At 45.6% G+C, this 13,306-nt stretch carries 13 protein-coding genes; 11 read left to right on the forward strand and 2 right to left on the reverse strand.

Features of this window, described 5'->3' with window-relative positions; all coding sequences use genetic code 11:
- The first annotated feature begins 47 nt into the window (after positions 1-47).
- From F6I03_RS05385 to F6I03_RS05420, 8 genes are all read left to right on the forward strand, one after another.
- A complete protein-coding gene (locus F6I03_RS05385; RefSeq protein WP_070430464.1) occupies positions 48-908 on the forward strand; it encodes a carbohydrate ABC transporter permease in 861 nt (286 codons plus the stop codon).
- A gap of 10 nt (positions 909-918) precedes the next feature.
- Positions 919-1,764: a carbohydrate ABC transporter permease gene (locus tag F6I03_RS05390; RefSeq protein ID WP_070430465.1), complete on the forward strand. Its 846-nt coding sequence runs from the start codon at positions 919-921 to the stop codon at positions 1,762-1,764.
- 5 nt (positions 1,765-1,769) lie between these two features.
- Positions 1,770-2,636, forward strand: a complete 867-nt coding sequence (locus tag F6I03_RS05395; RefSeq protein WP_070430466.1) for an acyltransferase domain-containing protein — start codon at positions 1,770-1,772, stop codon at positions 2,634-2,636.
- Entirely contained in the window at positions 2,629-3,675 is a 1,047-nt protein-coding gene (locus tag F6I03_RS05400) for an ABC transporter ATP-binding protein (protein WP_070430467.1), read from the forward strand. Before F6I03_RS05395 ends, F6I03_RS05400 begins: the two co-directional genes overlap by 8 nt.
- 467 nt (positions 3,676-4,142) lie before the next feature.
- Positions 4,143-4,814: an amino acid ABC transporter permease gene (locus F6I03_RS05405; protein WP_070430468.1), complete on the forward strand. Its 672-nt coding sequence runs from the start codon at positions 4,143-4,145 to the stop codon at positions 4,812-4,814.
- A complete protein-coding gene (locus F6I03_RS05410) occupies positions 4,783-5,469 on the forward strand; it encodes an amino acid ABC transporter permease (protein WP_070430469.1) in 687 nt (228 codons plus the stop codon). The genes F6I03_RS05405 and F6I03_RS05410 overlap by 32 nt, the downstream gene beginning before the upstream one ends.
- Positions 5,469-6,218, forward strand: a complete 750-nt coding sequence (locus F6I03_RS05415) for an amino acid ABC transporter ATP-binding protein (protein WP_070430470.1) — start codon at positions 5,469-5,471, stop codon at positions 6,216-6,218. The genes F6I03_RS05410 and F6I03_RS05415 overlap by 1 nt, the downstream gene beginning before the upstream one ends.
- A 13-nt stretch (positions 6,219-6,231) precedes the next feature.
- Entirely contained in the window at positions 6,232-7,140 is a 909-nt protein-coding gene (locus F6I03_RS05420; RefSeq protein ID WP_070430471.1) for a cysteine ABC transporter substrate-binding protein, read from the forward strand.
- A gap of 87 nt (positions 7,141-7,227) precedes the next feature.
- On the opposite strand, the gene cbpA is transcribed toward F6I03_RS05420, so the two are convergent.
- Positions 7,228-7,893, reverse strand: coding sequence for a cyclic di-AMP binding protein CbpA (gene cbpA, locus F6I03_RS05425; protein ID WP_070430472.1), 666 nt, complete (start codon positions 7,891-7,893; stop codon positions 7,228-7,230).
- A gap of 309 nt (positions 7,894-8,202) precedes the next feature.
- Here cbpA and F6I03_RS05430 point away from each other — a divergent pair, with 309 nt between their 5' ends.
- The 3 genes from F6I03_RS05430 to F6I03_RS05440 all read left to right on the forward strand — a co-directional run bounded on the left by F6I03_RS05430 (position 8,203) and on the right by F6I03_RS05440 (position 12,350).
- Complete coding sequence (locus F6I03_RS05430; RefSeq protein ID WP_070626110.1) at positions 8,203-10,023, forward strand: glycoside hydrolase family 3 protein; 1,821 nt, start codon at positions 8,203-8,205, stop codon at positions 10,021-10,023.
- 191 nt (positions 10,024-10,214) lie between these two features.
- Entirely contained in the window at positions 10,215-11,558 is a 1,344-nt protein-coding gene (locus tag F6I03_RS05435) for a hemolysin family protein (RefSeq protein WP_070430473.1), read from the forward strand.
- An 87-nt stretch (positions 11,559-11,645) separates the two neighbouring features.
- Positions 11,646-12,350, forward strand: coding sequence for an O-methyltransferase (locus F6I03_RS05440; RefSeq protein WP_070430474.1), 705 nt, complete (start codon positions 11,646-11,648; stop codon positions 12,348-12,350).
- 116 nt (positions 12,351-12,466) lie between these two features.
- Here F6I03_RS05440 and F6I03_RS05445 read toward each other — a convergent pair whose 3' ends face one another.
- Positions 12,467-12,823 carry a thioesterase family protein gene (locus tag F6I03_RS05445; protein WP_070430475.1) on the reverse strand — a complete coding sequence of 119 codons (357 nt, stop codon included), beginning with the start codon at positions 12,821-12,823 and terminating at the stop codon, positions 12,467-12,469.
- Positions 12,824-13,306 lie beyond the last annotated feature (483 nt).

Here is a 13,306-nt window from a genome sequence, read left to right on the forward strand (position 1 = left end):
TGGAGCTCTTGCCCCAGTCCTTTTAACTTTTATAAAGGAGGGATTTGATGCGTAAAGGGTGGAAGGCTTGGCTCTTGTTGAGCCCTATGTTAGTTATTATGCTAGTGTTTGTTGTTTATCCGATTATCCGCACCCTATTCTATAGTTTCTACCGCTTGAAGTTGACGGAACCGGACAATGTGGCCTGGATAGGCTTAGCTAATTACCGTGCGGTGCTGACATCTTCGGATTTTTACCAGGCACTCGTTAATTCTGGCCTGGTGCTCGTTTTTACGGTTCTGCTGGGCCTTATTATGAGCTTGGCGATTGCTCTGATGCTGAATCGACGCCATCTCTTAACGCCAGTCTTAACCGCGATTGCTATTGTGCCCTGGGCCCTGCCTCCGATTGTCAATGGTATTATTTGGAAGTTTATATTTTATCCAGGCTATGGCTTTTTGAATAAGTTATTGCTTAACTTGCAGTTGATCGAGGCACCAATTGCTTGGACGGCTAACCGTTGGATGCTCATGTTTATTGCGGCCTTGGTGGTGGCTTGGCGGGTGGTCCCTTTCTGCGCTATCCTCCTCCTAGCCAACTTACAGACGATCCCCGGGGAGCTCTATGAGGCTTCGCGAATTGATGGGGCGAGTGCTTGGCAGGATTTTCGCCTGATCACCTTGCCGATGCTTTTGCCCTCTCTCGTTATCGTATTAATTCAAATGACTATGGCAGCGATTAATGTCTTTGACGAGATAGTGGCCCTATCGGGTTACCGTTTTGAGAGCCAAACGCTCTTAGTTTATAATTATATGAATACGTTTTCTTTCTTGAATTTTGGCTTTGGTTCGGCAATTACTTATGTGGTGACCATTCTATCAGGGCTCTTGGGCTTTGCCTATATCCGTAGAATGGCACGCGATGTATAGGAGGGATAGCATGAAAGAAAGACGATCCACTCGCATCCTGTACTGGCTAATGGTTGGGATATTCTTGCTCTTTAGTCTAGGACCCTTGATCTGGACGCTCATCTTAACCCTCACACCAGAGAAGGAAGTGTTAACAGCCAACCCCCACTTACTGCCTAGCCATCTGGATTGGAGCAATTATAGGGAAATCCTGAGCCCAGGCAGCCAAGCGCATGAGACGGTAATGAATGGGCTTTGGAATTCATTTAAGATGTCTCTAGTTACCGTTTTGATTGGCTTACCAGTAGCTGTGATGAGTGCTTATAGTTTTGTGCGTTATCGCTTTAAAGGACGCAAGCTAGTCCTTTACCTCCTCTTGTTAACGATTGTTATCCCCGTGTTTACAACGATTATTCCTATTTATGCCTTATTCGCTGAACGCGGTTGGCTCGACCAACAGTTCTGGGTGTGTGTGATTTATGTGTCGGCCTTCCTGCCCATTACAACTTGGATGGTGAAGTCATTCTTAGAAGCCATTCCAGTGGAACTCTGGGAGGCAGCCCGTACGGATGGTTGTACAGAATGGCAGGTCTTTAGCAAGGTCATCTTGCCCAATTCTTATCCCATCCTCCTGGCCTGTACCTTAATGCTCTTTTTGATGAGTTGGAGCCAGTATCAGATTCCCATGATTTTGACAACTTCCCAAGAAACCAAGGTTGTTACCCTGGTCATGTCGGAATTTATGACCCGGGATTCCATTAATTATGGCTTGGTGGCGACAGCTGGTCTCTTTGCGGTGATACCACCAGCTCTCTTGGCCCTTCTCTTTAGACGGTATTTAATTTCAGGATTAATGAGTGGGGCGGTGAAAGGATGAGAAGCTTGCAAGCAATCAAAGAACAAATTATCAATTTGCTAGACTCCAAGCAGCTCTTATTTGCTCAGTGGCAGGACCTAGTCGAAGGGCTTTCGGAGCGAGACCTGGTCCTTGCCCAGCAAGTCTTAGCAGATGGCTGGCCAGGCCCAGGGGACCAGACGCCCCGCCTTATCCAAAAATTGACAGCAGAAGAGCGCTTAGCTAGTTTGCTCTTTCTCCTTCCCCAGGCCATTCAGCGTTATGAAAGGCAAAGCATTCCTAAACAAATTCTCCAAGATAGTCTTGCAGACTTCTATTTAAGGGCCAACTTGTACGATGCCCACTACCAGGGCCTGGGCTTGACTGCAGATGACGGGCAATGGCTCTTGCGGCTTTTTGACCTACAAATTTTCAAATTGGGGGCCCTACAATTTGAGCGGATTAGATGGCAACCGGATCCTAGCTATTATCATATGCCGCTAGAAGTTCTTAACCATTGGCCAACGGGAACGCCCTTGCTGGCGGTTCATATCATGGCTGGCACTGACCTCTCCCATGCAGCTTGCCAGGCCTCTTTTGACCAGGCAGCGACTTTCTTCGCCACTTATGATGGGCCAGAGGCTTATCAAGCCTATACCTGTTTTTCCTGGCTCCTTTACCCAGGGCTTTTAGCGCACTTAGGCCCCGAAAGCCGGATTTATCAGTTTTCTCAATTTTTTGATCTGCTAGGGGCGACCTCCTGGCCAGATATGGCCAAGTCGCGCCTATTGGACCAAGCACCCAGTCATAAGCAGGGGTCACGACTTCAAGTCTTGGCCCGAGACAATCAGAGTATTTTAGGGGCAGCTTTGGGCTATCGCCCCTTTGCTGCAAAGGAGGAAAACTATGGCTAATGTTGAATTCCGAGGGCTGACTAAGCTTTATGATGGCGGCAGCCGGGCCGTTTCAGACTTTAATTTGAAGATAGCGGACGGTGAATTTGTGGTTTTGGTCGGTCCGTCAGGCTGCGGGAAGTCCACCTTAATGCGGATGCTAGCGGGTTTGGAAGAAGTGACAGAAGGGGAGATTCGAATTGATGGTCAAGTGGTCAATGAAGTGGATCCTAAAGACCGCAATGTCGCCATGGTATTCCAGAATTATGCCCTCTATCCCCACCTCAATGTGAGGGATAATTTGGCCTTCTCTTTGACCTTGAGAAAGCTGCCGAAAGAAATCATCGCAGAGCGGGTTGAGGCAGTGGCTGAAAAATTAGCCCTAAGCGATTATTTAAATCGAAAACCAGCCCAACTGTCAGGCGGGCAAAGGCAACGGGTAGCCTTAGGGCGTGCCATTGTCCGGAAACCAAACATCTTCTTACTGGATGAGCCCTTATCCAACCTGGATGCCAAATTAAGGGTTCAGATGCGCTATGAAATTTCCCATCTTCAAAAGGAATTGGGGGCCACGATGCTCTATGTGACCCATGACCAGACAGAAGCGATGACGATGGGCGACCGGATTGTGGTTATGCGCGAAGGCAAAATCCAACAGATTGGAAGTCCAGAAGAACTGTATCAGCATCCAGCCAATTGTTTTGTTGCGGAATTTCTAGGTTCGCCACAAATTAATATCATCCCATGTGACCTGGATGAGCAGTCGATGACATTGTGGGGGCAGACCTATAGGCTAAGTTCCCAACTGGGCAAAGGCCCTTGCCTTCTAGGAATCCGCCCCGAGAACTTGGAACTTATTCCTGGCACGACCCATCGCTTGACTTTGATTGAGAATTTGGGGAGCGAATACTATCTCTACCTGGAAGCAGCAGAAGGCCATGTTCGAGTTAAGACCACTGACCAGAGCCGGTTGGAACTTGGCAAAAATTATTCTGTGCGTGTCAAAGACCCAAGCCGCTTATCTTATTTTGATCCCCAAAGTAAAGAATCCTTGCTTTAATTTAATTAGAGAGTGTGACAAAAGTCGGTTAGCCCTGAATCTGCTAACGCATACTATATCTGTAACTCGCTTCGCTTCGAACAGCTATAGCAACTGTCCGCGAATTATGGAAGAACCTTGTCAAAGGATCTTCTATAATTCGTGAAGTGGATGTCAGGGCTGATTTTTGGAGCACGTTTTTAAAGAATAGTTCGTATTCTATATAGAAGCCGGAACTTTTGTCCCAGCTTCTTTTTTTGCATCACTTATTGTTCTTTTTTGTTTATATTTTATATTTAAATTTCATACTTTTCATATCAGAACTTATCGCCTCCTTCGATCACCTGTTCAACTAAGGGCGTCAGAATAGACTTTAGCCTTTTTCCCAGGGCTTTCATTGCCAGGAAAGGCGCTAAGGGCAAATTGACAGCTGTGGGCCAAGCGGCTATGATTTAGCTCGTAAAAAATAACCCGAAAGGAGTGGGGGAATGGATTGGGAATTCATAGGATCGGTCTTACCGGAATACCTGAGGGCAGCTGGACTGACCTTTGGACTCGGGGGACTGGAGGTTGTCTTGTCCCTTATTTGTGGCCTTGTCTGCGCCTTGGTGCGCTATTGGCAGCTACCGCTTCTCAGTCAAGTTGTTGGTATCTATATTGAGCTGTCGCGGAACACTCCCTTGCTTATCCAGCTCTTCTTTTTGTACTATGCCTTACCGAAACTCGGTATTACCTGGCCATCGACGGTCTGCGCCCTTGTCGGCTTGACCTTCTTGGGCTCATCTTACATGGCTGAAGCCTTTCGTTCGGGCCTGGAAGCCGTGCCGAAGAGTCAGTTGGAAGGGGCCTACAGTCTCGCCTTATCGCGCCGGCAATGCTTCCGCTATGTGGTCTTGCCCCAAGCTTTGGCAAGTTCTATTCCGGCACTGATGACCAATGTGATCTTCTTGATTAAAGAGACCTCTATGTTCAGTATTGTGGCTTTGGCCGACCTGATGTATGTGGCCAAGGAACATATCGGGCTCTACTATAAGACAGATGAGGCGCTCTTCCTCTTGGTACTTGCCTACACTGCCTTGCTTTTACCACTTTCGCTCCTGGGACATGTCTTAGAAAGGAGGCTCCACCATGGTCAATTCGGGCATCGGCATCCTCTTTGAGGGCAGTAATTTTCTACGCTTATTAGAAGGACTCTGGGTAACCCTAAGGATCGCTCTACTTTCAATGGCTTTTTCCATAGTCTTAGGTTTCTTTCTGGGGGTGTTGATGACTAGCCGCTTTCGCTTGATTCACTTAGTTTTGCGCCTTTATGTTGAGTTTGTTCGCGTGATGCCGCAATTGGTCCTTGTCTTCTTGGTCTACTTTGGTGCAGCCAAGCAGTTTGGCCTAAATTTCTCTGCCGAAGGGGCCGCGGTGCTTGCCTTTACTTTCTGGGGGACGGCTGAATTAGCGGAACTTGTTCGGTCAGCCATCCAGGCCCTGCCTCGGCAACAAATAGAGAGTGGCTTGGCCCTGGCTCTGACCCCTTGGCAGCTCTACCGCTATGTCATTATCCCGCAGACGGTCCGCCGACTCCTCCCTGCCATGACGAGTTTGATGACCCGTATGATCAAAACAACAGCCATCGTCGTCCTCATTGGGGTGGTTGAAGTGGTCGCAGTTGGTAAGCAGATTATTGATATGAACCGCTTCGACTATCCAGACGGTGCCATCTGGATTTATGGCAGCATTTTCTTTTTATACTTTATGGCTTGCTATCCTTTCTCAAAGCTTAGCCAGTATTTGGAAAATAAGTTCCAAGAAGGAGGTCGCTAATGGCAAATTTATTGATTGAAGTCGATCATTTACATAAAAGTTACGACGGAGAGACGGAGGTCCTCCAGGGAATTTCGCTGAGTATTGAGCGTGGCGAGCTGACGGTGATCATCGGCCCTTCCGGCTGTGGCAAGTCAACTTTCCTCCGTTGCCTCAATGCTTTGGAGCCTATTGATAGGGGCGAAATTTATTTTAAAGGCCAGGCTTTGGGTCAAAGTGACAGGGAGATTCGGGCCTTAAGAGAGCAAGTCGGAATGGTCTTTCAATCCTATGAACTCTTCCCCCATCTGTCTGTGATGGATAATCTCACCCTGGCCCCTTGCAAGGTCCAGGCTAGAGACCGTCAGGAAGCTGAAACTGAGGCGCGAAAGCTCCTGGCTAAGGTTGGTCTGGCAGACAAAGCGGCAGCTTTCCCCAGCCAGTTATCTGGAGGGCAGAAGCAGCGGGTAGCGATAGTCCGAGCCCTGATGATGCACCCGGAAGTCCTCTTGCTAGATGAAATCACCGCTGCTCTGGACCCCGAACTGGTTCGTGAAGTCCTAGATGTGGTCCTAAACTTGGCAGAAGAAGGGCTCACAATGGTGATGGTGACCCATGAGATGTCCTTTGCAGAAGCTGTGGCTGATCAAATCGTCTTCTTTGACGCTGGACAGATTGTCGAGAGCAGCCGGGACCCCCAAGCCTTCTTCCGAGCTCCCATGACCCTGCGTGCCCAAAAGTTTTTAGACCGTTTAACATTTGACCGATAAGAAGGAGAAAATTATGAAGAAAAAATTATTTACCCTGCTAGCCCTTGTAGCCCTATTTCTAACAGCTTGCCAATCTGGCCAGTCCAGTGATAAAGAGGCTGCGGCAAGTGCTGGCAAGCAAGCTCCAGCCCGCACTCTAGCAGAAATCAAAGATTCCGGTAAGATCCGCATTGGGGTCTTCGCCGATAAGATGCCCTTTGGCTATGTCGATGATAAGGGTCAGCCCCAAGGTTATGATATCGAATTAGCCAAGAAGATTGGTGAGGACCTCTTAGGCAGTGCCGATAAGGTTGAATTTGTCCCCATGGATGCCGCTAGCCGGGCTGAATTTCTCAAATCAGGCAAGGTGGATATTACCTTAGCTAACTTTACAGTGACCGACGAGCGTCGTGAACAGGTAGACTTTGCCCTTCCTTATATGAAGGTGGCGATTGGCCTAGTGTCGCCAGAGAAAGCCCTAATCACAGACCTCAACCAGCTTAAAGACAAAAAATTGATCTTGGTTAAGGGAACGACCGCTGAGAACTACTTCCAAAAAGACCACCCCGAAATTAAAAATATCGATAAGTATGACGCCTATCAGGAGGCCTATGATGCCCTTAGAGATGGGCGGGGAGATGCTTTCTCCACGGACAATACGGAAGTTCTGGCCTGGGCCAACGAAAATCCGGGCTTCAAAGTGGGAATTGAATCCCTAGGTGAAGAGGATACCATTGCTCCTGCTGTCCAAAAGGGCAACCAAGAGTTAAAAGACTATCTGGATGATCTTATCGTTCGCTTGGGCCAAGACCAGTTCTTTACCAAAGCCTACGACAAAACTTGCTTGCCTGTTTACGGCAAAGACGTTGATCCCAAGCAGATTGTCCTTGAAGGCGATGACCTGAAGGCTTACTATGAGGCCTTTAATTATGCGAAAAAATAATGAGCCAATGAAAAATCCCGCCAGCTTTACTTGCTAGCGGGATTTTTTTAGCTGGGCTTAGCCCAAGAGAAGGGCAGGCCGGAGCATTTATAGGCTTCCCATTTTATACTCGAAGAGTTTATCTGGTTCTTCAAGGCCAATATTTCTTAGGCCGCGGCGCTTGAGTCGGGCCACAATTTTTTGAAGGTCAGGATAAGAACAAGTATTGGATAGGAAGAAGGTCAGGTGGCAGAGGCTGGGGTCTTCAAGGTCAGTCAGCGTAATCATACTGTTGATCGAACACACCCGGCTAATAATCTTTGTCACCTTGGACATGGTTCCCCTTGATTCTTGGGGAACCGTAACGGTTAAGATATAGCTGCTGTCATTTAACTTCCAAGAATGACTGAGCATGCGCTCAAATTGATGGTGGGTGAGCAAGCCGAAGAAGCGGTTGTCCTGGTCGAGAACCGCGATATAGGGCAGGTCACGAATATTGAAGAGCACACGGTAGAAGGAACTGTCTAGGCTCACATATTTGGTCGCATTCTTGAGCAGGAGGGTGACCGGTTCGTCGAGTGATTGGCCCTCTGCCAGTCTCTGGTAGAGATGTGAGCGGTAGATATTTCCTCTAAAAATCTTCTCATTGTCATCCAGGATGGGGATGCAGCGGAATTGATGATCTTCTAAAATCGTTAGGGCATCACGCATCGATGTCGATGCGGTGACATAAACCACATCTTTCTTTTGAATGGTAAAAGATGAGATATTCATTGCGAGGATACCATCCTTTCTGTTGACCGTATACAAGTATAACATAGCCCCTCGGATAATGAGAAGGATTTAAGTTTTATTGGAAATAAAAATAGAGAAATTTAATCTAGCCCCTACTTTTTCTTAGTGAAAAACCAAATTTGTACCCTAAATTGAGCGAATAAAGGCTTTCTTAGTTGAGATCCCTTCTTCGAGCGTTAAACCCTTACATTTTCTAAGAATTTTGCTATAATAGAATAAAGGTCATAGGCCTTTATAATATTCGTGGACTTAATGAAAGGAGAGATGCAATCGATGGCAGAAGTAAAAATGCAGAAAGTCGATTTAACCAAAGCACCCTATAATTTAGATAAAAAAGGTGTTCAATGGGTTGAAGACACCATCAAAAACATGTCAATTGATGAAAAGATTGGCCAATTATTCTTTAATATGGGGGCTAGCGCAGAAGAAGATTACTTAAAGAGCGTCCTCGATACTTATCATATCGCAGGGGTTCGTTACAATAAATCTGATGCGGATACCGTCTACAACCAAAATAAGATTCTCCAAGAAAATTCTAAGATTCCTGTTTTAATCGCAGCGAATACAGAAGCAGGTGGGGACGGTGCTTGTACTGACGGGACCTATGTTGGTCACGAAGTTAAATTAGCCGCTACTAACGATCCTAAATACGGTTATGAAATGGGACGTATCGCAGGGGACGAAGCTGCAGCTATCGGCTGTAACATGTCTTTTGCCCCAATCGTTGACTTACAATCGAACTGGCGTAACCCAATTATCTCTGTTCGGACTTGGTCAAGTGATGTTCAAAAAGTCATTGATTTCTCTCTAAACTATCTCAAGGGAATCTCTGAAAAAGGCATCATTGCGACCGCTAAGCACTTCCCAGGTGACGGGAACGATGAACGTGACCACCACTTGTCATTTGCGACAAACCATGCTTCTATCGAAGAATGGGATAATTCATACGGCAAGATTTATTCTGCACTCTTTGATGCAGGCCTACCAGCTATCATGGCAGGACACATTGGCTTACCATCTTATGCTAAAGCCATTAACCCTGACATCTCTGATTCAGAAGCTATGTTGCCAGCTACCTTATCTCGTGAAATCCTCCTTGGCTTACTGAAAGACAAGATGGGCTTCAATGGGGCAGTTATTACTGATGCTTCCCACATGGTAGCCATGACTGGTGCTTTATCACGTCGCGACATCTTACCTACAGCTATCGCTTCTGGTTGTGACCTCTTCCTCTTCTTCAACGATCCAGATGAAGACTTCCAATGGATGAAGGAAGGCTATGAAAACGGCACAATCACTGATGAACGTTTAGAAGATGCTCTTCGTCGTACTCTTGGCTTGAAAGCTTCTATTGGTCTTCATGAAAAAGATCCTAAGAGCTTATTAGCACCTAAGGAAGAAGCCTTGGCTCATATCAATACCGAAGAGAACCAAGCAATGGCCCGTGAAGTAGCAGATAAAGCCATTACCTTAGTCAAAAATAACCAAGAAGACGTCTTCCCTGTAACACCTGAACGTTACAAGAATGTTCTTCTTGTAATGAACGAAGGGGTTAAGGGTGGCTTCGGTCAATTGATCGCTTCTAAAGAATCCCCAGCCGATATCATGAAAGATATCATGGAAAAACGTGGCTTCAATGTTGAAGTTTGGGAATCAACTGAAGAGAAGATTATGAAGTTACCTAAGGAAGAACGTTCAGCTGCTGTTGCTAACGTGTACGCACAAAAACAACCAATCGCCAATCTTACCGATAAGTATGACTTAGTGATCAACTTAGCTAAGATTGCGGCAGGTACCGTTCAACGTGTATCTTGGCCAGCTTCTAAGGGGACACCAGATAGCCCATTCTATGTGAATGAAATTCCAACTATTATGGTATCTGTTAACCACCCATTCCACTTAGTTGACGTTCCTCAAGTTCAAACTTACATCAATGCTTATGATGATAAGCCATTCAACCTTGAAATCTTGATGGACAAATTACAAGAAGGCCCTGAAGCCTTCAAGGGTGTTGACCCAGTGGATTCATTCTGTGGTAAGGAAGACACTTACTATAATGTTAAAGAGGTTTACGAAAACCGTATCAACCCAGCTAAAACAAAAGCATAGATTCTGCGCAACGATCGATGCATGAAGAGGGGAAGCTTAGTCGCTTCCTCTTTTTTTTATTGTTTTTTAGCCCGCCGATTTTCATCCCTAGTGCTTGCAATTTAAGGTGGCTAAAGCTATACTTGAAAGTAATAATGAATACTTTCTCATTAACAACTATTGAGTGATTGAACGAAGGAGTAATGTCATAAATGGAAGATCCCGGTGCCGAGACGGCAATTGTTAGTCAACTGTTGATTATCTTAGTGTTGACGCTGATCAATGCTTTTTTAGCAGGTGCTGAAATGGCTTTCGTATCAGTTAACCATCAAAAGATTGATCGATTAGCTGAATCAGGAAACAAGGCGGCTCAGAGAGTCCAAGCCTTGCTGGACCAGTCGGATGCTTTTCTATCAACAATCCAAGTGGGGATAACTTTTGCCGGTTTCTTCTCCTCTGCCCAAGCTGCCACGACTTTTGTTGGCTATGTCCGACCCTATTTGGGACAGATTCCAGGAGCAGACATCCTGGCTTCAGCCTTGGTGACCTTGGTCCTTTCCTATATTTCCCTTGTTTTTGGTGAACTCTTCCCTAAACAAGTAGCCATCCAATTTCCTGAGAAGTACAGTATGATGGCTTCTGGTATAATTATATTCTTGAAGCGCTTGTTCACGCCATTTGTCTGGTTACTTACGGCGTCAACGAATTTGTTGAAGCGCATAGTGCCCATTGATTTCACTAAGAAGGATGAGCATTTAACCCGGGAAGAGATGCGGGCCTTGATTGAAAGCAGTCAAACAGACGGAGCAATCGATATGACCGAATTCCGCATGATGCAAGGGGTCCTGTCCTTGGACAGTAAGCTTGCGCGTGAGGTGATGGTGCCTAGGACGGATACCTTTATGCTGGATATCGATGATCCCGACGCTTTTAATGTGCAGGAAACCCTGAATTCCCAATACTCACGCGTCCCCGTTTTTGCCGATGACAAGGATGATATTTTAGGGGTTGTCCATGTCAAAGATATCCTGCGCCAAGCCCATAAAAAAGGCTTCGACCAGGTCCATATCCAAGATGTCATCAAGCCAGCCTATTTTGCCCCAGAGACAATTTTTATCGATGACCTGATGTTGCAATTCAAGAAGGACCACCAACACATGGCCATCTTGAAGGATGAATATGGCGGTGTTGTAGGAATTGTCACCTTGGAAGACTTGCTTGAGGAAATCGTTGGCGAAATCGAAGACGAATATGATGAAGCCAATAGTGAATACCGCCAGCTGGACGAGAATAACTATGCGATTGATGGCATGTTGCCAATCTACAAGTTTAACCAAATTTTTCAAACAGATATTCAGTCAGATGAGTCTGATACGATTGCTGGCTACATGATTGAGCAATTAGGCCATTTCCCCGAAGATGGAGCCGCCGAATACTTACAGATTGAAAATTATGAATTGTTAACAACCTGTGTGGAGGAAGGCAGGATCCGTGGTATCCAAGTCACCCGCCTAGCAGAAGAAGTGGACCCGTCCGATGAGACGGGGTCAAACTAAGAGACAAATAATTGAAGAAGGTGGACAAGCAGGCAAGTGAATTGCCGATGCCTTGGCCACTCTCTTTTTTTGAGGAAGGAAGATAGCATGCACAAGTTAAATGAAATGATGGACCGAGCAATTGTTAAAGAAGAAGTGCTCAACTTTATGCGGCAGGGGCAGACAGAATTTCCACCAGCCCTCAAGGCAATTGAAGACGATGCCCATGAACGCCGGGTGCCCATTATTCCCCATGAAACAGCAGTTTTTCTCGATTTCTTTCTCAGTGTGAGCCAGGCCAAGGAAATCCTCGAAGTTGGCACAGCCATTGCCTTCTCTGCTTCACTCATGACTTACGGCTATCCAGACCGCCATGTAGATACCATTGACCGCTATGATTTGATGATCCAAGAAGCAGAACAGAATATTCAAAAACTCAACTTAGAAGATCAAATACATATTTTGCGGGGGGAGGCGGCAGAGCTTTTGCCCCAATTAACGAAACAGTATGACTTTATCTTCATGGATTCCGCTAAATCCAAGTATTATCAATTCTTCCCTTATTGCTTAGACCGCCTTAAAGTCGGCGGAGTTCTCATGATAGATGATATTTTCCAAGGGGGGACTATCTTTAAAGCCCCTAAAGAAGTGCCCCGCCGTAATCGGGGGATGAATGCCAAACTGAACCGGCTCCTGGAAGCTTGCTTGGGACGTCCTGAACTCAAAACTTCTTTATTGCCTTTGGGCGATGGTGTGCTTATGGTGCAGAAACTTCAGGATACGCAACATTTTGATTACATGAAGGAAGGCTAAGAACAAGCTCGAGTAGATAAGAAGACTTCTGTCGGAAGATGGAGCCGAGTAGAGAAAAAGAGTGCCGGAGCTTTTAACTAAGCAGCGGCACTCTTTTCTCATAGAAGCACACAATGTTATTTTAATTTGTCCATAAATTTCTGGGCGTTCACAATAGCGCGCTTATGTTTGGCTTCAGCTACAGTTTGCCCGTCTTGGTCAATGGCTTCAATCGCCAAACTAATAATACTTTTGTTGATTTTTTTAATTTCAGCATCAATAGTAATTTGACTACCAACAGCAGAAGGGGCCAAATGTTTGAAGTCTGCTTCAATGCCAACAGTGGTTTCACTACTTTGGCAATGGCTCAAACAAATCTCAGAAGCTACCCTTTCCATATAAGCTAAGAGGACAGGGCTGGCAAGGACTTCTAATTCACCTGAACCAACTGCTTGAGCTGTTTCCTCTGGACGCACGGTAAAATCTTTTTTCATAAAATCCTCCCAATAGTCTTGACAATATAACGTATCTCTTGTTATTATACCAAAGTTGCTTGCTGACTCACAGTCTAAAGGCAATAAAAATTATTTCAGAAAAAGGCTTGACCATTAAACTGAAATGAGATATAATAGAATTCCGCTTGAGAGAGCGGTGAGAAAAAGTTCAAAAACTTTTTTCAAAAAAGATGTTGACAAGTCTTCGAGACTTCGATATACTAAATGAGTCGTTAAGTTAGCGCTTACATAGCGCTGATGAGACACAGCATCTATCGAAAATTTCTAAAAAAGAATTTCAAAAAAAGTTCTTGACAAGCTTTCGATAAAGATGATATACTAATTGAGTCGCTTCGATGAGGCGACGAGATAGACCTTTGAAAACTGAACAAAGAAGACGAACCAATTGTGTAGGGCATCAACTTCGAGTTGATGAACCAACAATTCAAACAATAAATAGTTGAGCAAACAACTATAAAAAGT

It is taken from the genome of Aerococcus sanguinicola (genome assembly GCF_008726925.1).
Taxonomy (GTDB): domain Bacteria; phylum Bacillota; class Bacilli; order Lactobacillales; family Aerococcaceae; genus Aerococcus.

Bases quoted from the DNA above. Each gene is read 5' to 3' on its own strand.
- F6I03_RS05385 (WP_070430464.1), top strand. From the start codon at position 48: ATGCGTAAAGGGTGGAAGGCTTGGCTCTTGTTGAGCCCTATGTTAGTT.
- F6I03_RS05405 (WP_070430468.1), top strand. From the start codon at position 4,143: ATGGATTGGGAATTCATAGGATCGGTCTTACCGGAATACCTGAGGGCA.
- cbpA (WP_070430472.1), bottom strand. From the start codon at position 7,893: ATGAATATCTCATCTTTTACCATTCAAAAGAAAGATGTGGTTTATGTC.
- F6I03_RS05430 (WP_070626110.1), top strand. From the start codon at position 8,203: ATGCAGAAAGTCGATTTAACCAAAGCACCCTATAATTTAGATAAAAAA.
- F6I03_RS05400 (WP_070430467.1), top strand. From the start codon at position 2,629: ATGGCTAATGTTGAATTCCGAGGGCTGACTAAGCTTTATGATGGCGGC.
- F6I03_RS05435 (WP_070430473.1), top strand. From the start codon at position 10,215: ATGGAAGATCCCGGTGCCGAGACGGCAATTGTTAGTCAACTGTTGATT.
- F6I03_RS05420 (WP_070430471.1), top strand. From the start codon at position 6,232: ATGAAGAAAAAATTATTTACCCTGCTAGCCCTTGTAGCCCTATTTCTA.
- F6I03_RS05415 (WP_070430470.1), top strand. From the start codon at position 5,469: ATGGCAAATTTATTGATTGAAGTCGATCATTTACATAAAAGTTACGAC.
- F6I03_RS05440 (WP_070430474.1), top strand. From the start codon at position 11,646: ATGCACAAGTTAAATGAAATGATGGACCGAGCAATTGTTAAAGAAGAA.
- F6I03_RS05390 (WP_070430465.1), top strand. From the start codon at position 919: ATGAAAGAAAGACGATCCACTCGCATCCTGTACTGGCTAATGGTTGGG.
- F6I03_RS05410 (WP_070430469.1), top strand. From the start codon at position 4,783: ATGGTCAATTCGGGCATCGGCATCCTCTTTGAGGGCAGTAATTTTCTA.
- F6I03_RS05445 (WP_070430475.1), bottom strand. From the start codon at position 12,823: ATGAAAAAAGATTTTACCGTGCGTCCAGAGGAAACAGCTCAAGCAGTT.